Origin of the sequence: Pseudomonas sp. 13159349 (assembly GCF_013305685.1) — a bacterium.
Taxonomy (GTDB): Bacteria; Pseudomonadota; Gammaproteobacteria; order Pseudomonadales; family Pseudomonadaceae; genus Aquipseudomonas; species Aquipseudomonas asiatica.
In genome coordinates this window covers 1,336,237-1,354,605 of record NZ_CP045553.1, presented here as the reverse complement: position 1 = coordinate 1,354,605, position 18,369 = coordinate 1,336,237, and the positions used below count along the sequence as shown (strand labels likewise).

Annotated in this window: 16 protein-coding genes and 2 pseudogenes; 9 read left to right on the top strand and 9 right to left on the bottom strand. The window is 62.7% G+C overall.

The features are described 5' to 3' along the window. The first annotated feature begins 209 nt into the window (after nt 1-209). The 5 genes from plsB to GEV38_RS06275 all read left to right on the top strand — a co-directional run bounded on the left by plsB (nt 210) and on the right by GEV38_RS06275 (nt 5,152). On the top strand, nt 210-2,696 hold the full coding sequence (gene plsB / locus GEV38_RS06295; protein WP_054573221.1) for a glycerol-3-phosphate 1-O-acyltransferase PlsB: 2,487 nt from the start codon (nt 210-212) through the stop codon (nt 2,694-2,696). Between the two features lie 79 nt (nt 2,697-2,775). After that, the gene (locus GEV38_RS06290) at nt 2,776-3,150 is read left to right on the top strand and encodes a YbaY family lipoprotein (protein ID WP_039614804.1); all 375 of its coding nucleotides are present in this window, start codon (nt 2,776-2,778) and stop codon (nt 3,148-3,150) included. Nucleotides 3,151-3,189: 39 nt separating this feature from the next. Next, nucleotides 3,190-3,903, top strand: coding sequence for a hypothetical protein (locus GEV38_RS06285; RefSeq protein ID WP_015269181.1), 714 nt, complete (start codon nt 3,190-3,192; stop codon nt 3,901-3,903). Between the two features lie 127 nt (nt 3,904-4,030). After that, complete coding sequence (locus tag GEV38_RS06280) at nt 4,031-4,429, top strand: YbaY family lipoprotein (protein ID WP_015269180.1); 399 nt, start codon at nt 4,031-4,033, stop codon at nt 4,427-4,429. A 33-nt stretch (nt 4,430-4,462) separates the two neighbouring features. Further along, nucleotides 4,463-5,152, top strand: a complete 690-nt coding sequence (locus tag GEV38_RS06275; RefSeq protein ID WP_015269179.1) for a DUF4197 domain-containing protein — start codon at nt 4,463-4,465, stop codon at nt 5,150-5,152. Nucleotides 5,153-5,283: 131 nt separating this feature from the next. Here GEV38_RS06275 and GEV38_RS06270 read toward each other — a convergent pair whose 3' ends face one another. Further along, nucleotides 5,284-8,349, bottom strand: coding sequence for an efflux RND transporter permease subunit (locus GEV38_RS06270; RefSeq protein WP_015269178.1), 3,066 nt, complete (start codon nt 8,347-8,349; stop codon nt 5,284-5,286). 6 nt (nt 8,350-8,355) lie between these two features. Continuing rightward, nucleotides 8,356-9,456, bottom strand: coding sequence for an efflux RND transporter periplasmic adaptor subunit (locus tag GEV38_RS06265; RefSeq protein WP_015269177.1), 1,101 nt, complete (start codon nt 9,454-9,456; stop codon nt 8,356-8,358). A gap of 360 nt (nt 9,457-9,816) precedes the next feature. Between GEV38_RS06265 and GEV38_RS06260 the strand changes: the two are divergent. After that, a pseudogene (locus tag GEV38_RS06260) lies at nt 9,817-10,101 on the top strand (hypothetical protein); the annotation flags it as partial. Between the two features lie 157 nt (nt 10,102-10,258). On the opposite strand, the pseudogene GEV38_RS06255 reads toward GEV38_RS06260, so the two are convergent. After that, nucleotides 10,259-10,656: pseudogene (locus tag GEV38_RS06255) on the bottom strand (hypothetical protein); the annotation flags it as partial. Between the two features lie 686 nt (nt 10,657-11,342). Here GEV38_RS06255 and GEV38_RS06250 point away from each other — a divergent pair. After that, nucleotides 11,343-11,984: a TetR/AcrR family transcriptional regulator gene (locus GEV38_RS06250; RefSeq protein ID WP_015269174.1), complete on the top strand. Its 642-nt coding sequence runs from the start codon at nt 11,343-11,345 to the stop codon at nt 11,982-11,984. Nucleotides 11,985-12,134: 150 nt separating this feature from the next. Continuing rightward, nucleotides 12,135-13,085 (top strand): RHS repeat-associated core domain-containing protein, encoded by a 951-nt coding sequence (locus GEV38_RS06245; RefSeq protein WP_173895614.1) that lies wholly within the window; start codon nt 12,135-12,137, stop codon nt 13,083-13,085. A gap of 39 nt (nt 13,086-13,124) precedes the next feature. On the opposite strand, the gene GEV38_RS06240 is transcribed toward GEV38_RS06245, so the two are convergent. Then, nucleotides 13,125-13,901, bottom strand: a complete 777-nt coding sequence (locus tag GEV38_RS06240) for a class I SAM-dependent methyltransferase (RefSeq protein WP_015269172.1) — start codon at nt 13,899-13,901, stop codon at nt 13,125-13,127. Between the two features lie 103 nt (nt 13,902-14,004). Between GEV38_RS06240 and GEV38_RS06235 the strand changes: the two genes are divergently transcribed. Continuing rightward, nucleotides 14,005-14,625 carry a hypothetical protein gene (locus GEV38_RS06235; RefSeq protein WP_054573219.1) on the top strand — a complete coding sequence of 207 codons (621 nt, stop codon included), beginning with the start codon at nt 14,005-14,007 and terminating at the stop codon, nt 14,623-14,625. Nucleotides 14,626-14,637: 12 nt separating this feature from the next. Here the strand turns inward: GEV38_RS06235 and GEV38_RS06230 are convergent, their stop codons facing one another. The 5 genes from GEV38_RS06230 to tsaB all read right to left on the bottom strand — a co-directional run bounded on the left by GEV38_RS06230 (nt 14,638) and on the right by tsaB (nt 18,155). Next, nucleotides 14,638-15,327: an extensin family protein gene (locus GEV38_RS06230; RefSeq protein ID WP_015269170.1), complete on the bottom strand. Its 690-nt coding sequence runs from the start codon at nt 15,325-15,327 to the stop codon at nt 14,638-14,640. After that, on the bottom strand, nt 15,327-16,157 hold the full coding sequence (locus GEV38_RS06225) for an oxaloacetate decarboxylase (protein ID WP_015269169.1): 831 nt from the start codon (nt 16,155-16,157) through the stop codon (nt 15,327-15,329). The genes GEV38_RS06230 and GEV38_RS06225 overlap by 1 nt, the downstream gene beginning before the upstream one ends. A 28-nt stretch (nt 16,158-16,185) precedes the next feature. Further along, nucleotides 16,186-17,055 (bottom strand): DUF72 domain-containing protein, encoded by an 870-nt coding sequence (locus GEV38_RS06220; RefSeq protein ID WP_015269168.1) that lies wholly within the window; start codon nt 17,053-17,055, stop codon nt 16,186-16,188. Between the two features lie 3 nt (nt 17,056-17,058). After that, nucleotides 17,059-17,349, bottom strand: coding sequence for a hypothetical protein (locus GEV38_RS06215; RefSeq protein WP_003259832.1), 291 nt, complete (start codon nt 17,347-17,349; stop codon nt 17,059-17,061). 131 nt (nt 17,350-17,480) lie between these two features. Further along, nucleotides 17,481-18,155: a tRNA (adenosine(37)-N6)-threonylcarbamoyltransferase complex dimerization subunit type 1 TsaB gene (gene tsaB, locus GEV38_RS06210; RefSeq protein ID WP_015269167.1), complete on the bottom strand. Its 675-nt coding sequence runs from the start codon at nt 18,153-18,155 to the stop codon at nt 17,481-17,483. Nucleotides 18,156-18,369: the final 214 nt, after the last annotated feature.

Here is an 18,369-nt window from a genome sequence, read left to right as displayed (position 1 = left end):
TGTGAAGATCGCCTTGCAGACACAGAGTCCCTCCCTGTGTCGACGCCGCTTGCGCAAATATCTTGCAAGTGGCAGGCCGAGTATATGACACAGAACAAAAAAATTTGATGACCGTCGCGCCGTTCGGCGATTTTTGCTGAACTTGCGCGGATACGGCAGACTAATTGGCTGGATACCCACCTGAAAACCACCCCCAGGGCACACACCCCATGACCCGTTCCCCCCTGCGCCGCCTGATCTTCGGCGCCCTGCGTCGCCTGTTGTACCTGTGGGTGCGCTCCGAGACCATCAACCAGTCTTCCCTCACCCTCAAGCTCGACCGCAGCCGGCCGGTGTTCTATGCCTTGCCCTCGCCCGCGCTCACCGACCTGGTCGTGCTCGACCATGAATGCACCAAGGCGGGCCTGCCGCGCCCGGTGCTGCCGGTGGCGGTTGGCCCGCTGCAGGAACCTGCGGCATTCTTCTACCTCACCCCGGACCCGGACTGGCTCGGCCGCCATGACAAGCGCGGTGCCCCACCCACCCTGGAGCGCCTGGTCGCCGCCGTCAGCCAGCATGCCGAAGAGGATGCGCAGATCATTCCGGTCAGTGTGTTCTGGGGGCAGACCCCGGCAAGTGAATCCAGCCCGTGGAAGTTGCTGTTCGCCGACAGCTGGGCGGTTACCGGGCGCCTGCGCCGGCTGCTGACCGTACTGATCCTCGGGCGCAAGACCCGGGTGCAGTTCTCCGCGCCCATTCACCTGCGCGAACTGGTACAGCACAACAAGGGCCACGAACGCACCGTACGCATGGCCCAGCGCCTGATGCGCGTGCACTTTCGCAACCTGAAGACCGCAGTCATCGGCCCGGACATCTCGCACCGGCGCAACCTGGTCAAAGGCCTGATCCACGCGCCCCAGGTGCGCCAGGCCATCGTCGAAGAGGCGCAGCGCGAAAACCTGCCGCTGGCCAAGGCCGAAGCCCAGGCCCTGCGCTATGGCAACGAGATTGCCTCGGACTACACCTACACCGCGATCCGCTTCCTCGAAGTGGTGCTGAGCTGGTTCTGGAACAAGATCTACGACGGCATCAAGGTCAACCACATCGAGCAGGTGCAAGGCATCGCACCCGGCCACGAAGTGATCTATGTGCCGTGCCACCGCAGCCACATCGACTACCTGCTGCTGTCGTACCTGCTGTTCCGCAACGGCCTGACGCCGCCGCACGTGGCCGCGGGCATCAACCTCAACATGCCGCTGGTGGGTAACCTGCTACGCCGTGGCGGCGCCTTCTTCATGCGCCGCACGTTCAAGGGCAACCCGCTGTACACCGCGGTGTTCAACGAGTACCTGCACACCCTGTACACCAAGGGCTTTCCGGTCGAGTACTTCGTCGAAGGCGGGCGCTCGCGCACCGGGCGCATGCTGCAGCCGCGCACCGGAATGCTGGCCATTACCCTGCGCAGCTTCCTGCGTTCGTCGCGTACGCCGATCGTTTTCGTGCCGGTTTACATCGGCTACGAGCGCGTGCTCGAAGGCCGCACCTACCTGGGCGAGCTGCGCGGTGCCAGCAAGAAGAAAGAGTCGATCTTCGATATCTTCAAGGTGTTCGGCGCGCTCAGGCAGCGCTTTGGCCAGGTGTACGTGAACTTTGGCGAGCCGATCCGCCTGGCCGGTTTCCTCGACCAGCAACAACCCGGCTGGCGTGAACAGGACCACGGCCCGCAGTACCGCCCGGCCTGGCTCAACGCCACCACCACCCGCCTGGGCGAAACCGTTGCCCGCCACCTCAACGAGGCGGCCGCTATCAACCCGGTCAACCTGGTGGCGCTGGCGCTGCTGTCCACCAGCCGCCTGGCCCTGGACGAGCGCGCCCTGACCCGCGTGCTCGACCTGTACCTGGCCTTGCTGCGCCAGGTACCCTACTCGCCGCACACCACCCTGCCCGACGGCGACGGCCAGGCGCTGATCGAGCACGTGCGCGGGATGAACCTGGTGGCCGAGCAGAAGGACGCCCTGGGCCGCATCCTGTACCTGGATGAAGGCAACGCGGTACTGATGACCTATTACCGCAACAACGTGCTGCACATCTTCGCCCTGCCGGCGCTGCTGGCCAGCTTCTTCCTCAGCAGCTCGCGCATGAGCCGCGAACTGCTGGGCCAGTATGTACACGCGCTGTATCCCTACCTGCAGGCCGAACTGTTCCTGCGCTGGACGCCGGAACAACTGGATGCGGTGATCGACCAGTGGCTGGCCGCACTGGTCGAGCAAGGGCTGCTGCGCCAGGACAACGCCATCTACATTCGCCCGGCGCCCAGCTCGCGGCAGTTCGTGTTGCTGACCCTGCTCGCCCGCACTATCACCCAGACCCTGCAGCGTTTCTACATGGCCACCTCGCTGTTGCTCAACAGCGGGCAGAACAGCCTCAGCGCCGAAGAACTGGAAGACCTGTGCGTGATGATGGCCCAGCGCCTGTCGATCCTGCACGGCCTGAACGCCCCGGAGTTCTTCGACAAGACCCTGTTCCGCCACTTTATCCAGACCTTGGTCGAGCAAGGCGTGCTACATGCTGACGCCCAAGGCAAGCTCGGTTATCGCAACAAGCTCGGCGAGCTGGCCGAAGGCGTGGCCAAGCGCGTGCTGTCTGCGGAACTGCGCCTGTCGATCCGCCAGGTGGCATTGCACCGCGATGAGCCTGCGGAGGTTATACAGCGGTAGCTTTTCAGGCTGCTCTCAGCCCTTGGGAGGGATCAGGATCACGGTGCTCTTCAGCACATCCCTCTCAAGGAGCACCAACATGACTCAAATGAAGACGCTGGACGTTGAAATCGTTTCCTCTGGCGATAACACGCTCGCACCGTCCGGCCTGGTTGAATTGAAGCTGATCGATATTTCGAAGGCAGATGCGCGCTCCATCAGCCTTGCCGAGTTGCGTCTGCGCTGTGGCGGCCTGATGCCGATCAATCTGCCGCTGACGTTTGATACCAGCCTTATCGACCCACGCCGCAGCTATGCCCTCGCCGCGCGCATCGAGATAGACGGCCAACTGCGCTACATCACCACCAGCCGTCACTCGATAGAACCAGCCACGGTATCGGGTACACAACGGGTGACTGTCGACCAGATTGCCACCGAAAACGGTCGCCAGTTCAGCGACAACCTCGCTGAGTGACTGGCGCCTGTACCCATGACCGAACCGAGGAAAACCAACATGCTACCCGCCAACTTCATCGAGATCCGCGGGACCGTGCTTGTCCCGTCGTGCATCCATACAGCTGAAGGCGCACCGCACCTTGGCGTACGCGTACAGTTGGGCACGGATGAGAACAAGATCATCCTGGCCGCCTGGGGGTGCCAGACGCTTGGCGTCGCAATGCCTTTCAACTTGCTGCTGGACCGCAATAGCCTGCCGGAAGGTGCCGAACCAACGCTAGTGGCCAGTTATGGTGTTGGCGTCAATGAAGAGCCAAACGGCTTGAGCCTGTCGATGCCACTTGCAATCAACCAGCCTGAGCCAAACCCTCCCATGGTCCTGAGGATACCCGCCCAGCCTGGCGAGCAAAGTCAGCAGCCCCTGTCGCCCGCGATCATCGAGATGAAGAACATCATCGAGATTCCCGAAGAGTTGCTAAGGCCACAGGCGCTCATGACGTTCGGCCTGTATCGGACCCAGGAAGACGGTTACAGCAACAGAAGCTCCAGCTACATTGCCGGTGCCGCCCTGTGGCCGACACACGGACCTGTGACGCTTACCACGTACCTGGATGGCAACACAGTCAATGACGACGAACCCTTGCATCTGCGCGTGGCCTACTACGACCCACACACCATGACCCCGTACGCCGGGAGAACGCTGCGCGGCCTGACCCTTCCAAGCGTTACCGAACTGGAGGCAATCAGCCTGCGACCGCCGCGCCGTAGCTGAATATTGCGCTTCGCCTTGCTCTCCCCCTCTTTGTCTTTGTCGCATCTTCATCAAGGACCCACCAGAAGAAATCCGCTAAAGTCCCTGGGGTTGGCCACAAGCCAACGCCAAGGACTTCGGAGATACCATGAAAAAGCTCTTTATGCTGTGTTGCGCATCCTTGCTAGCAGCCTGTTCCAGCCACACCCCGTCCAACCAGGCCAGCCTGGATGGCGAAGTCTTCTACCTGCAACGCAGTGCCCTGCCACCGGCCGCCACCCTCAGCGTGGAGCTGCAGGACGTCTCGCTGATGGACGCCCCGGCGGTTACCCTGGCCCGCCAGGCTGGTCCGGTCAAAGGCAACGTACCGCTGCCATTCCACCTCATCTACGACCCGGCCCAGGTCAAGCCAGGCCACCGCTATGCGGTAAGCGCGCGCATCGAGCTGGACGGCAAGCTGCTGTTCATAAACACCGAGCACCACGGTGTCATGCTCGACGGCAGTGACCCTCAGCCCGTGCGGATCAAGGTCGATCCGGTCCGCTGAAACCCGCATTCATCTGTTTACAAGGAAAGCTTCATGATCCGCACTTCCCTGCGCTTCACCACCCTGTGTGCCGGCCTGCTGCTGTCGGCCAGTGCCCTGGCCCTGTCGCTGGGCGATCTGACCCAGAAAGACGCCACTGGCGGCCTGAAGGATGCCTTGACCCAAGGCGCACAATTGGCCGTCAAGCAGCTGAGCACCCCGGGCGGCTTCAGCGACAACCCCGACGTGCGCATCGAACTGCCTGGCAACCTGGGCAAGGCCGCCAAGGCGATGAAGATGTTCGGCAAGGGTGAACAGGTCGAGGCCTTGGAAACCAGCATGAACAAGGCCGCCGAGGCTGCCGTGCCGCAGGCCCAGGCGATTCTGGTAGATGCCGTGAAGAACATGAGCGTGACCGATGCCAAGGGCATCCTCGCCGGCGGTGACGACTCGGCCACCCAGTACCTGAACAAGAGCAGCCGCGAGCAGATCCGCGCCAAGTTCCTGCCGATCGTCAAGCAGGCTACCGACAAGGTTGGCCTGGCTCAGCAGTACAACAACTTTGCCGGGCAGGCAGTGGCGTTGGGTGTGGTCGATGCCAAGAGCGCCAGCATCGAGAACTACGTGACTGAAAAGGCACTGGATGGCCTGTTCGAGATGATTGCCAAGCAGGAGCAGAGCATTCGCCAGAACCCGGCTGAAGCGGCTACCAGCCTGGCCAAGAAGGTCTTCGGCGCCCTCTGAATCCCGGTTGTCGCAAATCCTTGTAGGAGCAGCCTTGTGCTGCAAAGAGGCCGGGGCAGCACATGAAAATTCATGTTGCCGTGCCGGCCTCTTCGCAGCACAAGGCTGCTCCTACAGTGCGATGACAGCCGCTAGGCTTTCTTCACCCTGAACCAAGCCGCATACAACGCCGGCAAGAACAGCAGGGTAAGCACCGTGGCCACGATCAACCCGCCCATGATCGCCACCGCCATCGGCCCGTAGAACACACTGCGCGACAACGGGATCATCGCCAGCACCGCCGCCAAAGCAGTCAGCACGATCGGGCGGAAGCGCCTCACCGTGGCTTCGATGATCGCTTGCCAGCGATCCAGCCCCGCCGCGATGTCCTGCTCGATCTGGTCCACCAGGATCACCGAGTTGCGCATGATCATCCCCGCCAGGGCAATGGTGCCAAGCATGGCGACAAAGCCGAACGGCTGGCGGAATACCAGCAAGAACAAGGTCACGCCAATCAGCCCCAGCGGCGCGGTGAGGAACACCATCACCGTGCGCGAGAAGCTGCGCAGCTGGATCATCAGCAAGCTCAGCACCACCACCACGAACAGCGGCATGCCGGCATTCACCGACTTCTGCCCGCGCTCGGAGTCCTCGACCGTGCCGCCCACTTCCAGCAAATATCCATCCGGCAGCTTGGCACGAATGTCACGCAGGGTCGGTTCTATCTGTTTCACCAGCGTCGCCGGCTGCTCCTTGTCGTAGATATCGGCGCGCACGGTCACCGTCGGCAAGCGGTTACGGTGCCAGATGATGCCCTCCTCGAAGCCGTACTCCAGGGTCGCGACCTGCGACAACGCCACGCTCTGGCCATTGTCGGTCGGCAGTGCCAGGCTGCCGAGGTTGCCAAGCTCGCTGCGTTCCTGCCGGGTGCCGCGCAGCAGGATCTCGATCAACTCGTTGTCCTCGCGATACTGGCTGACCGTGGTGCCGGTCAGCGAGCTTTGCAGGAAGCTCGACAGGTGAGCGGTGCTCACGCCCAAGGCGCGGGCGCGGTCCTGGTCGATCTCGAGGAACACCGCCTTGCTCGGCTCTTCCCAGTCCAGGTGCACGTTCACCACATGCGGGTTCTGGCGCACCTTGTCGGCCACTTCACGGGCCAGCGCGCGGGCCTTCTCGATGTGCTCGCCAGTCACCCGGAACTGCACCGGGTAACCCACGGGCGGGCCGTTTTCCAGGCGGGTGACCCGGGCACGCAGGTCGGGGAACTGCTGGTCCATGGTGCTGATCAGCCAGCTGCGCAGGCGCTCGCGGTCTTCCATCGACTTGGCCAGTACCACGAACTGGGCGAAGCTGGCCGCCGGCAGCTGCTGGTCCAGTGGCAGGTAGAAACGCGGCGAACCGGTGCCCACGTAGGCCACATAATTGTCGATACCTTCCTGCTGCTTGAGCAACGCCTCCAGTTGCTTGACCCGCTCGGCGGTGTTGGCCAGCGAGGCACCCTCGGCCAGTTTCAGGTCGACCATCAACTCCGGGCGCCCTGAGGCCGGGAAGAACTGCTGGGGCACGAAACGGAACAGCAGGATACTGCCGACAAAGGCGGCAATGGTCAGCAGGATCACCGTCTTGCGCCGCCGCACACACCACTCCACCACACGCCGTACACGCTGGTAGAACGGTGTGGCGTAAGGGTCTGGCGCGTGGCCGTCCTTGCCATGACGGGAGGCATGCAGCTTGGCCAGGTCCGGCAGCAGGCGCTCGCCCAGGTAAGGCACGAATACCACGGCGGCCACCCAGGAGGTCAGCAAGGCAATGGTCACCACCTGAAAAATCGAACGGGTGTACTCGCCCGTACTGGAGGCCGCCGTGGCAATGGGCAGGAAGCCCGCCGCCGTGATCAGGGTGCCGGTGAGCATCGGGAACGCGGTGCTGCTCCAGGCGTAGCTGGCCGCCTTGAGGCGGTCGTAGCCCTGCTCCATCTTGATCGCCATCATCTCCACGGCAATGATCGCATCATCGACCAACAAGCCCAAGGCCAGCACCAGCGCGCCGAGGGAGATCTTGTGCAGGCCGATACCGAAGTAGTGCATGGCGGCGAAGGTCATGGCCAGCACCAACGGGATGGCCAGCGCCACCACCAGCCCCGTGCGCAGGCCCAACGAGAAGAAACTCACCAGCAGCACGATGACCAACGCCTCGACCAGCACCTGGACAAACTCGCCCACGCCGGCCTTGACCGCCGCCGGCTGGTCCGAGACCTTGCGCAGTTCCATGCCGGCCGGCAGGCTGCGTGCCAGGCGCTCGAACTCGCTTTCCAATGCCTTGCCCAGCACCAGGATGTCGCCGCCGTCCTTCATCGAAACCGCCAGGCCAATGGCATCCTCGCCCATGAAACGCATGCGCGGTGCGGGCGGGTCGTTGAAGCCGCGGTGCACCTCGGCCACATCGCCGATACGGAAGGTGCGTTCAGCTATGCGGATGGGGAACTGGCGGATCTGCTCGACGCTGTCGAAGCGCCCGCTCACCCGCAGTTGCAGGCGCTCGCTGGGCGTTTCGAAGAAACCGGCGGTGCTGACCGCATTCTGCTCCTGCAGGGCCTGCTGCACGGCCTCCAGCGGCACGCCGAGGGTGGCCAGCTTGACGTTGGATAGCTCGATCCAGATTTTCTCGTCCTGCAGCCCGATCAGCTCGACCTTGCCCACGTCCTTGACCCGCTGCAACTGGATCTGGATACGGTCGGCATAGTCCTTGAGCACCGCGTAGTCGAAGCCCTCACCGGTCAGTGCATAGATATTGCCGAAGGTGGTGCCGAACTCGTCATTGAAGAACGGGCCCTGGATCTCCGGCGGCAAGGTGTGGCGGATGTCCGCGACCTTCTTGCGGATCTGGTACCACAGCTCGGGGATGTCCTTGGAATGCAGCGAGTCGCGGGCCATGAAGGTGACCTGCGATTCGCCCGGGCGGGAGAACGAGACGATCCGCTCGTACTCGCCGGTTTCCATCAGCTTTTTTTCGATGCGCTCGGTGACCTGACGCGACACTTCCTCAGCGGTGGCACCGGGCCACAGGGTACGAATGACCATGGCCTTGAAGGTGAACGGCGGGTCCTCACTCTGGCCGAGCTTGGTGTAGGACATGGCGCCAATGGCCGCCAGCAGGATCATCAGGAACAGGACGATCTGGCGGTTGCGCAGCGCCCAGGCAGAAAGGTTGAAACCCATCGGGACTTACTCCTTGGCCGTCAGGTTCACTACGCGGTTGGTACGGTCCACGGGGCGTATCTCCTGGCCCTCGCGCAATACATGGCCACCCGCGGCGACAACCCAGTCGCCGGGGGCGAGGCCTTCGAGCACGGGTACGCTGTCGGCGCCGTAGGGCCCCAGGCGCACCACTGCCCGCTCCAGGCGGCTGTCCTTGTTGACCCGCCAGACGTAGGCCTGGCCGTTTTCCGCTGTGACTGCCGACAGGGGCACCGCCAGCGGGATCAGCCCTTCGTGGGCGATGAACACCCGGGCGCTCTGGCCCAGCTCCGCCGGGGTGGCGGCCGAGGTAAAGGCAATACGGGCAGCGAAAGTGCGCGAACGTGGGTCGGCAGCCGGTGACAGCTCGCGGATACGCCCCTGGAAGCGCTCCTGCGGGTGCGACCATAGCTCCACGCTCACCGGCTGGCCCACGGCAAAGCGGGCGAACTGCTGCTCCGGCAGGCCGATGGCGACTTCCCGCTCGCCATCTGCGGCCAGGGTGAACACGGTCTGCCCTGCGCCGACCACCTGGCCCACTTCCACCTGGCGCTTGGCGATCACCCCGGCCTGCGGGGCGCGCAGCACAGCATATTCAGCCTGGTTACCAGCCACGTCGAACTCGGCCTTGGCCTGTTTCAGCCGGGCCAGGCCGGCACGGTAGAGATTTTCGGCGTTATCGAACTGGGAATGGCTGACCATTTGCCGGTCCAGCAGCTTCTGGTAGCGATCGCGCTCGGCGCGCACCAGCGACAGGTTGGCCTCGGCGGCTGCCAGCTGGGCACGGTTGGCCTCCAGTTGCAGGCGCACATCCTGCGGGTCCAGTTCGGCCAGCGGCTGGTCGGCCTTTACCCGCTGCCCCTCCTCGACCAGGCGCTTGCTGACCTTGCCGCCTATGCGGAAAGCCAGTTCCGGCTCGAAGCGTGCACGCACTTCGCCGGGGTAACTGTCGGCAGCGGCTTCGGCCGGCTGCGGCTGCACCACCAGCGCCGGGCGTGGCGCAGCCGGTGGAGCGGCTTCCTGGCCGCACGCCGCCAGCAACAGCGCGGCAGCGGCAGACAGAGCAATGAACAAGGCATGGCGCAACATGATGAATCCTTTCGCGGAGGGCACATTCAATATTTGTACTGGAGAGTATATTAAGTCAGGCAACGGATGCCGGGAAGAGGTTGCAGCCGAATACGGCAGGCGTGCGTTGAACGGCATGTGACCGTGCGCCTTCGGGCTCCCGGCGCCAGGGCCGTATAGTCCGATACTCCCAGTCCGCCTAGGAGTATCAGCCGATGCGCAGCTCATGGCGCTTCGCCATAGTGGAGGTCTATTACAGAGGCCTGTGGTCAGGCCTCGACAACCGGCAGTGGTGAGGGCCACGGCCTCGTTCACAGACAGCGCGCCGATCATCACCGCGACCGGTGTGAGCGTGACGCTGGACGAAACGACCTCGTTGCAGACAACAACATCGTGCTGGGCCGGGCTGGCGGGCCAACAGGCGCGATCATCTTCGCGGGCTATATCGAAGAAACCGGATCGCCCGTCAGCGGCGGCAAGATCTGGACGGTGGAATACCAACCGCTGAAGCATCCGGACACGAGCAACTCCGACGACGCGCTCAATCTGCTGAACAAGGTGTTCATCGGCACCAGTCAGGACCTGTTATTCAGCCTGGCCAACGCCCCCTCCGGCCAGAACCTGTTCCTGATGTTCACCACCGCGAACCCGACCGTCGTCAATGACGTAAGATCGAGTACACCACCACACAGGATCACAACCGCGTACTCGTCGAGAACGGGGCCGCCGTCGACCTCAAAGGCCAGACCGGTAGCCCCCAGGCCGTCGGCGCCGATCGTACTGTCCCAGAACCCATATTGCGGCAGGATACTTCCGGTTCCGATCAGGTTGCCGAAGGCATAGGACTCGGGGTACCCGACCCGACCGAAGCCTCGCTACAGATGCTGTCTGCGCCAGTGTTGTCGATCGACTGGACGACGGCGTTCGGATCACCATTGGGCACCAGCGTGTCTCGTTGCCCCGCGCCAGCATCGAACCCGCTGACCTGGTAGAGGAGCTGATCGGTCGACAGGTCGACGTTGAAGGCATCGCGCTGGCCAGTCGTGCCAACCAGGGTGAAGTCGAACGGTGCGTTGCCCGATTCGTTGGCGAACAGGTTGGCGTCGAACGTGCTACTCGCCGAGTCGCCATCTTTGTCCGTCAGCGTCGCACTGAACTGCAATTTGACGTCGTAGGCCAGGTCTCGGTTTCCTTGATGAACTCGATCACCGGGATCTCCATTGCCGAATCCGGCGGGCAGACGACGACCATCACCCTGGTCGGGGTCGATATCTTCAACAGCGACATCTTCAACGGCAGCGCCTGAAACACTGCGTACGTGAAACCTGCGAGGGTGCCCTGGAAACCACCCTCGCAGCGCAATGCCAGTCAGTTAAGCGAAGTGGAGCCGCTTTGCGGCCCATCGACGGCAAGCCGGCTCATATAACAAAACATGACTCATTGGTTCGGCGAGGTTCTGTAGGAGCAGCCTTGTGCTGCGAAGAGGCCGGTACTGACAAAGCCTCTCTATTGCTTGTACCGGCCTCTTCGCAGCACAAGGCTGCTCCTACTGTCTCCCATGAAAAACGTTCCATGTCCTCCCCTTGTAAGCCTTTTCCTACAGACCCTTCGGTGGAGTCTAGGCGAACCTTGCCTGCTGCCAGTCCCTCGCGCCGGCAGGCAGCACCTCAAGCCCCCTGTGGATGGGAGCCATGCTCACCCCGTCCCGCCCCTGAAAATCAATGTCTTGGGCTCATCGGGCGCCCCCATGAGGGCACTCCTGCATGCGACGAAAAGTCAACTAATCGACGAATGGCGCGAAGTTACACACGTTAAAATTATCTCGTCAATTTACCGCCACACAGGTTTTCCCCGCAGGCTTTAGCCGGATGGCGCCTGAACCGTTAAGATGGTGTTTCTCCAACCAGATGCAGACCACAATGTCCAACGACGCACCCATCGGCCCGGGCCGGCCCAAGGACCTGGCCAAACGCGAGGCAATTCTCGAAGCAGCCAAAGCCCTTTTCCTCAGCCTCGGTTACGCCAACACCAGCATGGATGCGGTCGCTGCGGCGGCAGGTGTTTCAAAGCTCACCGTATACAGCCACTTCACCGACAAGCAGACGCTTTTCGGCTCGGCGGTCATGGCAACCTGCCAGATCCAGTTGCCCGACCTGCTGTTCGAGTACCCCGACGGTGTGCCGGTAGAAGAGGTACTGCTGACCATTGCCCGTGGTTTCCAGGCGCTGATCAGCAGCGATGAAGCGGTCAAACTGAGCCGCCTGATCATGGCCCAGGGCAGCCTCGACCCGAGCTTTGGCGAGTACTTCTACGAAGCCGGGCCCAAGCGCGTGCTGGCGGGGATGGAAGCTTTGCTGCGCGGGGCGCATGAGCGCGGGCTGCTGCGCATCGAAAACCCGCTGCGAGCTGCCGAACACTTCTTCTGCCTGGTCAAGGGCGCGCCGGATTATCGGTTGCTGCTGGGGTGTGCCGGGCCGCTGGAAGGTGACGAGGCAGAAGCGCATGTGCGCGAGGTGGTGGGGGTATTCTTGCGAGCTTACCTACCCTGAAAGCACCTTCTGGCATACGCGGTCACTTTGTAGAACCCCGTATGCCAGTTACTGCGCCCCAACCGGCGCACTACCTGACATTTTTGCCAGTATCTGACCAGCCCCCCTCCTGACAGACTCTCATGTACTCGTCCGCAATAGAACGCGACCATGTCCATGCAAACACTCAAACTTTTTTACAAGGGCAGCAAACTCTCGACAATGCACTCAGGCAGTGCTCATTTCACAGTCGTCAGCGCCAACCACCAGAATCTGTGCGAAACGACCAACCAAACCACGCCAACACAGCTTTTGGCCACCGATGCCCAAGCGTCGACAGTTACCGCCCATGCAGGAAGCCAAACGGCCATTGCCTACAGCCCTTATGGCAATGACAGTTTACCGGCCTCTTACCAGGTACTGTCCCGCTTTACCGGGCAAACCTGGCTACCCTCAGCCATCGGTTACCTGCTCGGTAATGGCCATCGCTTGTTCAACGTGGGACTGATGCGCTTTCACAGTGCAGATAGCTTGTCCCCATTCGAAAAAGGGGGAATCAATGCTTACGCTTACTGTACCAATGATCCCATTAACAGATCGGATCCTAGCGGTATGTTTTCGATACTAAAATTCGTGACCGGAGGATACCGCGCAAAAAACATCATTCTTCGCCTGTACGAGAACAACCCCAGTTTGACATCCCGAGAATACAAAATACTTACACGACACTTTGCAGCCCAAAAAGTTAAAGGGATGAAGGAGGCAATATCCCAATCCCCCGAAGTAAGAACAATAGGTAAAAATAGAATCCTCAACGCCACTTCCCAAGAATCCATTTTAACGAGCCTTACGCGTGACGAATTCAATGGCAGAACACGATACGTCGACGCGGCAAAAATCAGCCCTGAAGATGTAACAAAAGGTTTTGAAGAAGTAACAAAAAGATTTGAAGAATTTAAGGCCAAATACAGTAGCAACGGTGCCCCGACCACTTCTACCTTCTACAACAGGCCAGATCAGCCGTCGTCTACGTGGCCCAGAAGAAGGCCACGTTCGAAAAATCTCGATGATTTCACAGGTAATTACATCGACAAGGAAGTAGCAAAAATCCGCATGGACTAGCATTGAGGCCAGACTGACAAGATGATCTCGCAGTTGCGATCAGCCTCTCAACGCTTTCTTCGGATAAATGTCATACCGACTCGACTTGCCCTCCAGGCTATGGCTCGGCTTCGGCCCGTCGATGATCGGCGCCTTGCGCGGCCGCTTCACCACCACCCGGTGGCTGGCCAGCGCCAGGGCGGCTTCGAGCAGGGCCGGGGCATCCAGGTCATCACCGACCAGCGGGCGGAACACACGCATTTCCTTCTTCACCAGCGCACTCTTGTCCCGGTGCGGGAACATCGGGTCGAGGTAGATCACCTGTGGCGCCTCGCCTTCCCAGGCGCGCATGCGCTCGATGGCGTTGCCGGTCAGCAGGCGCATGCGCCCCACGATCGGCCCCACCTCTTCATCCGCACGGGCCCGCGCCAGGCCGTCCTCCAGCAGCGCGGCAATCAGCGGCTGGCGCTCGATCAGGGTCATCTGGCAGCCCAGGCTGGCCAGCACGAACGCGTCCTTGCCCAGCCCGGCAGTGGCATCCAGTACCTGCGGACGCACGCCTTGGGCAATGCCCACCGCCTTGGCGATCATCTGCCCGTTGCCACCACCGAACATGCGCCGGTGCGCGGCCTGGCCTTCGACAAAGTCCACCCGCACCGGCCCCGGGGCCTGCGGGCCCAATTGCTGGATCTGCAAGCCATCAACGCCCACCTGCACGGCGAACCCGGCAGCATCGTCCTGCAGCGGCAGCTCAAGGCGCTCGGCCCACGCAGCAGCTTGCGCCTCGAATTCAGCCGACAACGCCTCGACCCGGATACCTGTGCCCTGCTCTTCCATCATTCACACCTAGAAATTGAACCCAGCCGTTAATGTATCGGCTACTTCGGCCGATACAGGCAATATCCCGCTATTCTGCCAGAGCACAACGCGCGCGACTGCCATGTCAGATACTCTTCCCATCGGCTTGACCTACCTGTCGCCTGTCGGCAACTACAGTCAGCACAACACCCAGGCACTCGGGGGCGTCAGCCACCTGTGGCAGGATTTCTTTGCCCGGGCCATGGCCGAGCAGCAGGAAGAGCCGGTAGACAGCGTCAGCCAGTCGTTCGTGCAATACGACCAGAGCAGTGGCGAGCCGATCGGCGGCGCCCGGGCGCTAGCCCTGATCGACGCCCAGCGTGCCTGCCCGGTGCATGACACCATCGTGGCACCGCCCGAGCCACTGTTCCTGCCCAAGGCAGAACTCGAAGCCAACCTGCTGCCGCCCGCCCCCGAGCCGTTTAGCGCAGTCGAGCTGATCGAGCAGCAGCGCCAGCTCGATATCAGCAACAGCTGGCTACGCCCGGTGGTGATGAGCCAAGGTCACCCGATTGCCGAGCCCGGCCCCGGCCCTGCTCCGCGCTCGCTGTTCCTGCCGATCGCCGAGTTCGAGACCAACCTGCTGGACCCGGCGCGCGAACCGTTCGATGACGCCACCCTGGCCAAGCAACAGAACGACCTGGAGTTCGACATCCACTGGGCACGCCCGGTGGTGCTTAACAATGTGCGCGCCCACGCCTGAACGCGCCCACGCTCAGCGACAGATCTGCCAGCGGCCCATGTCCATATGAAAGTGGTTGTGGTGTGCAGCGTTGTAGTCCGGCCCCAGTACCGTGCTGAAGCTGTCACAGGCCGCCCGCTGCACCTGACGAAGGAATTCCGCTTTCTGCCCGCCCGCCTGCCAGTCCCGCGCAAGGACGATGCGCTGGCCGTCCCGCAGGCGAAAGCCACTGATGTCCAGGGCATCGGCCGTGGCGTGCTGGCTCAGCCGGCCCTGCTTGCGGTGGTAGACATTGCGGCAGGCAAAACTGCCCAGGTGGTCGATCTGAACCACCGGCTGCCCCAACACCCGTTGCGCCACAGGCTGCAGCCCATGGTTTTCGAACAGTGCATACGCCACTGCCAACGGACAACTGGCCAGGAAGCTGCCGCCGAGCCGCGCCTGACCACCGTCGATACGCCATACGTTCCGCAATGGGCAGTTGGCAGTAGCCGAACTGTCGGCTTGTGCCCGGTAGCGCAGCTGGCTGGTTTGAAGTGCCAGGCGACACAGCGTCGGGTCATCGCGAAGGCGAGACAACTTGTACGGGGTCAGCAGGTTGGGGGGCTGACGCACGTCGAGCGGCGCCCACGGGTTCCACGCGGCGGGCAGCCGCCAACCCAGGTGCCAGGCCAGCCCCGCAAGCAGCGACAGGCTGGCCAGCAACGCCAGCACGGCCCTCATCAGCGGCGGAACAGGTCGTTGAGTTTGGCGAATGGCAGCGCCTGCTCCCCATAGCCGAAGGTGCCCTCATCGCGAATCTCCAGCGCGGCACGGTGGAAGGCCCCCAACGCGGCACGGGCAAGCGACGAGCCGACGCTGATGCGGCGTACACCCAGGTCCTGCAACTGGTTGACGCTCAGCGGCACGCCCGCCATGCCCATCAGCACATTCACCGGCCGCGGCGCGAGGGCCTGCACCACCGCGCGGATTTCCTCGACAGTCCGCAGCCCTGGCGCGTACAGCACATCAGCACCGGCCTCGGCATAGGCCTGCAGGCGCAGGATGGTGTCGTCCAGGTCCATGCGCCCGTGCAGCAGGTTCTCTGCCCGGGCGCACAGGGTGAACGGGAACGACAGGCTACGCGCTGCCTGCACAGCTGCACGAATGCGCTCCACGGCCAGCCCGGAGTCGTAGATGGGCGCTTCACTGCGGCCACTGGCATCTTCGATGGAACCGCCTACCAGGCCAGCCTCGGCAGCGCGCAGGATGGTCTGGGCACAATCTTCGGGCAGGTCACCAAAGCCGTTCTCCAAGTCGGCAGCCACCGGCAGCGGGGTGGCATCGACGATCTCCCCGGCATTATCAAGGGTATCGTCCAGGCTCAAGGCGCCTTCGGCGTCCGGACGGCCCAGGCTGAAAGCCAGGCCTGCACTGGTGGTGGCCAGCGCCTCGAAGCCCAGGCTGGCCAGCAACTTGGCCGAGCCGGCATCCCACGGGTTGGGGATGACGAAGGCGCTGTCACGCTCGTGCAGGGCCTTGAAGGCTTCGGCTCGCAGGGTTTGCACATCCATGGTTCAACCTCCGGCAGTCAGGGGAAGGTCAGAGTAGCCCCAATTGTTCGACCGCGGGGGTGCGCGGCAATTCCGGCAACGCGGCAAGGCCCGGCAGGCGCTGCATCAGGCGTTGATGAAAGCGCTGGGCCAATGCCGCGGCCAATCGGTTGTCCGAGGTGTGCAGGAAGATGTAGGGGTTGCGGCCTTCCTCGATCCAGGCGGCGACCTTGTCCACCCAGGGGGTAAGAAAGGCCTCGTTGGCCTCCAGCTGCGGGTGGCCGATGAAGCGCACCTGCGGGTGCTGGGTGAAGGCTGCCGGGCGAGGCGGTACTTTGGGCTTCTTCGCCTGCGCATGCAGCACGGCAGGTTCACGAGAGGTGCAGCTGAACAAGGCGCGCGGGTCCAGGCAGATACGCTCCACACCGCGCTCATGCAGCAGGCGGTTGAGCAACCGCTCTTCTTCACCCTTGGCGAAGAAAGCCTGGTTACGCACCTCCACGGCCACCGGCACTCCGACTTCGTCAAGGAAGTGGCAAAGCTCGCCCAGCCGTGCTGGGCTGAACTGGGCCGGCAACTGCAGCCAGTATGGCGCTACGCGCTGGCCCAACGGGGCCATCAGGCGGGTGAAGTCAGAGGCCGGTTCCAGCTGATCACGCAGGTCGCCTTCATGGCTGATGTCCCGGGGGAACTTGGCAGTGAAGCGAAAGTGTTCGGGCATGATCTGCGCCCAGCGCGCAATAGTGCCTGGTGCGGGGCGTGCGTAGAAAGTGGTATTGCCCTCGACGGCGTTGAACACCTGGCTGTAGTAGCCGAGCATTTCACCGCTGTTGGCGTCGGCGGGATACAGGTAGTCGCGCCAGGCGTTTTCGCTCCATGACGGGCAACCGAGAAAATAAGGCAGTGGTGATGGACTCATCCACTAAATGTACAGGTCGAGCCCCAGTACTTCCATGTCCCAGTCGGTAAAACCGGCAGTGCTCAGGTAGCTGGCCAATGCGGTAGCGGTGCGGCGGTCACGGGCGCGGGGGAAGATCATGTCCTGCTGGCGTGCTGGCAGGCCACCACTGCGGCGGCGAGCGGTGGTTTCCTGAGGGGCGGTCTCGACCTCCTCGATCACCTCGGCATCATCGATGGCCTCGTCACGCACAGCTGCCTTGCGCGGCGTGCGCTTGATCGGATAGGACTGTGATGAGAAACCGTCGATACGCATGGCATGAGCACTCAGAACCAATGATGGCAATCTAGCAGCATCAGGGTTCCATCGCTAATGCTCGAGTGATAACTGGACCACAGATCGCGCAAAAGGTTTTAGTGTCATCGGCGATAACCGACGAACAACACTCAGCGCTTCTTGGGTGTCGCTACATTATCGCGCAGGTAGACCGGTTGCGCCTGTTCGGCAACGATCGCCTCGCCGCGTGCCCAGGCAAAGCTGGCCAGGCTGAGGATGTCAAGGGCGTTGGGCAAGGCACTGGCATTGCTGGCGGCCACCTGCACCGCCAGGCGCTCGGCATAGCCCCAACCGGTACCGGCGCCGAACCACTCGCCAGCGCTGCCCACCGGCAGCGCCACCTGCTCGGGCGGCAGCACTGCCTCCTGGCCGACCAGGCGCATTTCACCTTCGGCGGCCTGGTAGCAGCCCCAATACACTTCATCCATGCGCGCATCAATGGCGGCCGCCACTTGCTGTACACCGTGTTCACGCAGCGCGCCCTGGGCCAGTGCGGCCAGGTTGGACACCGGCAAAACCGGGCGCTCCAGTGCGAAGGCCAGGCCCTGGACCACCCCGATGGCAATGCGCACGCCGGTGAAAGCGCCCGGGCCACGGCCAAAGGCGATGGCATCCAGCGCATTCAGCGCCACGCCGGATTCGGCCAGCAGCTGCTTGATCATCGGCAGCAGCTTCTGGGCATGCATGCGCGGGATCACCTCGTAATGGCTGGTTACCTTGCCGTCATGCAGCAGTGCGACGGAACAGGCTTCGGTAGCGGTATCCAGGGCCAGCAGGGTGGTCATCGAACGGGTATCCAGGTACTAGGGGGAAAAGAGCGGCAGTATAGAGCAGCCGCGGCGTTGTGTCCGCAAGGGGCCGCTGTGCGGCCATTGCCCGCTCGGCTGGCGCCGTCCCTGTAGGAGCGGCCTTGTGTCGCGATGGGCCGCAAAGCGGCCCCTGCAATTTTCGCGGCGAAGCTAAGTTTTTTGGGGCCGCTGCGCGCCCCATCGCGACACA

What these genes read in the sequence shown, in the direction of transcription:
- GEV38_RS06285 (WP_015269181.1), top strand. Translation starts at nt 3,190, where the DNA reads ATGCTACCCGCCAACTTCATCGAGATCCGCGGGACCGTGCTTGTCCCG.
- GEV38_RS06215 (WP_003259832.1), bottom strand. Translation starts at nt 17,349, where the DNA reads ATGCGTATCGACGGTTTCTCATCACAGTCCTATCCGATCAAGCGCACG.
- GEV38_RS06270 (WP_015269178.1), bottom strand. Translation starts at nt 8,349, where the DNA reads ATGGGTTTCAACCTTTCTGCCTGGGCGCTGCGCAACCGCCAGATCGTC.
- GEV38_RS06280 (WP_015269180.1), top strand. Translation starts at nt 4,031, where the DNA reads ATGAAAAAGCTCTTTATGCTGTGTTGCGCATCCTTGCTAGCAGCCTGT.
- GEV38_RS06230 (WP_015269170.1), bottom strand. Translation starts at nt 15,327, where the DNA reads ATGAGGGCCGTGCTGGCGTTGCTGGCCAGCCTGTCGCTGCTTGCGGGG.
- GEV38_RS06245 (WP_173895614.1), top strand. Translation starts at nt 12,135, where the DNA reads ATGTCCATGCAAACACTCAAACTTTTTTACAAGGGCAGCAAACTCTCG.
- GEV38_RS06250 (WP_015269174.1), top strand. Translation starts at nt 11,343, where the DNA reads ATGCAGACCACAATGTCCAACGACGCACCCATCGGCCCGGGCCGGCCC.
- plsB (WP_054573221.1), top strand. Translation starts at nt 210, where the DNA reads ATGACCCGTTCCCCCCTGCGCCGCCTGATCTTCGGCGCCCTGCGTCGC.
- GEV38_RS06275 (WP_015269179.1), top strand. Translation starts at nt 4,463, where the DNA reads ATGATCCGCACTTCCCTGCGCTTCACCACCCTGTGTGCCGGCCTGCTG.
- GEV38_RS06220 (WP_015269168.1), bottom strand. Translation starts at nt 17,055, where the DNA reads ATGAGTCCATCACCACTGCCTTATTTTCTCGGTTGCCCGTCATGGAGC.
- GEV38_RS06240 (WP_015269172.1), bottom strand. Translation starts at nt 13,901, where the DNA reads ATGGAAGAGCAGGGCACAGGTATCCGGGTCGAGGCGTTGTCGGCTGAA.
- GEV38_RS06235 (WP_054573219.1), top strand. Translation starts at nt 14,005, where the DNA reads ATGTCAGATACTCTTCCCATCGGCTTGACCTACCTGTCGCCTGTCGGC.
- GEV38_RS06225 (WP_015269169.1), bottom strand. Translation starts at nt 16,157, where the DNA reads ATGGATGTGCAAACCCTGCGAGCCGAAGCCTTCAAGGCCCTGCACGAG.
- tsaB (WP_015269167.1), bottom strand. Translation starts at nt 18,155, where the DNA reads ATGACCACCCTGCTGGCCCTGGATACCGCTACCGAAGCCTGTTCCGTC.
- GEV38_RS06290 (WP_039614804.1), top strand. Translation starts at nt 2,776, where the DNA reads ATGACTCAAATGAAGACGCTGGACGTTGAAATCGTTTCCTCTGGCGAT.
- GEV38_RS06265 (WP_015269177.1), bottom strand. Translation starts at nt 9,456, where the DNA reads ATGTTGCGCCATGCCTTGTTCATTGCTCTGTCTGCCGCTGCCGCGCTG.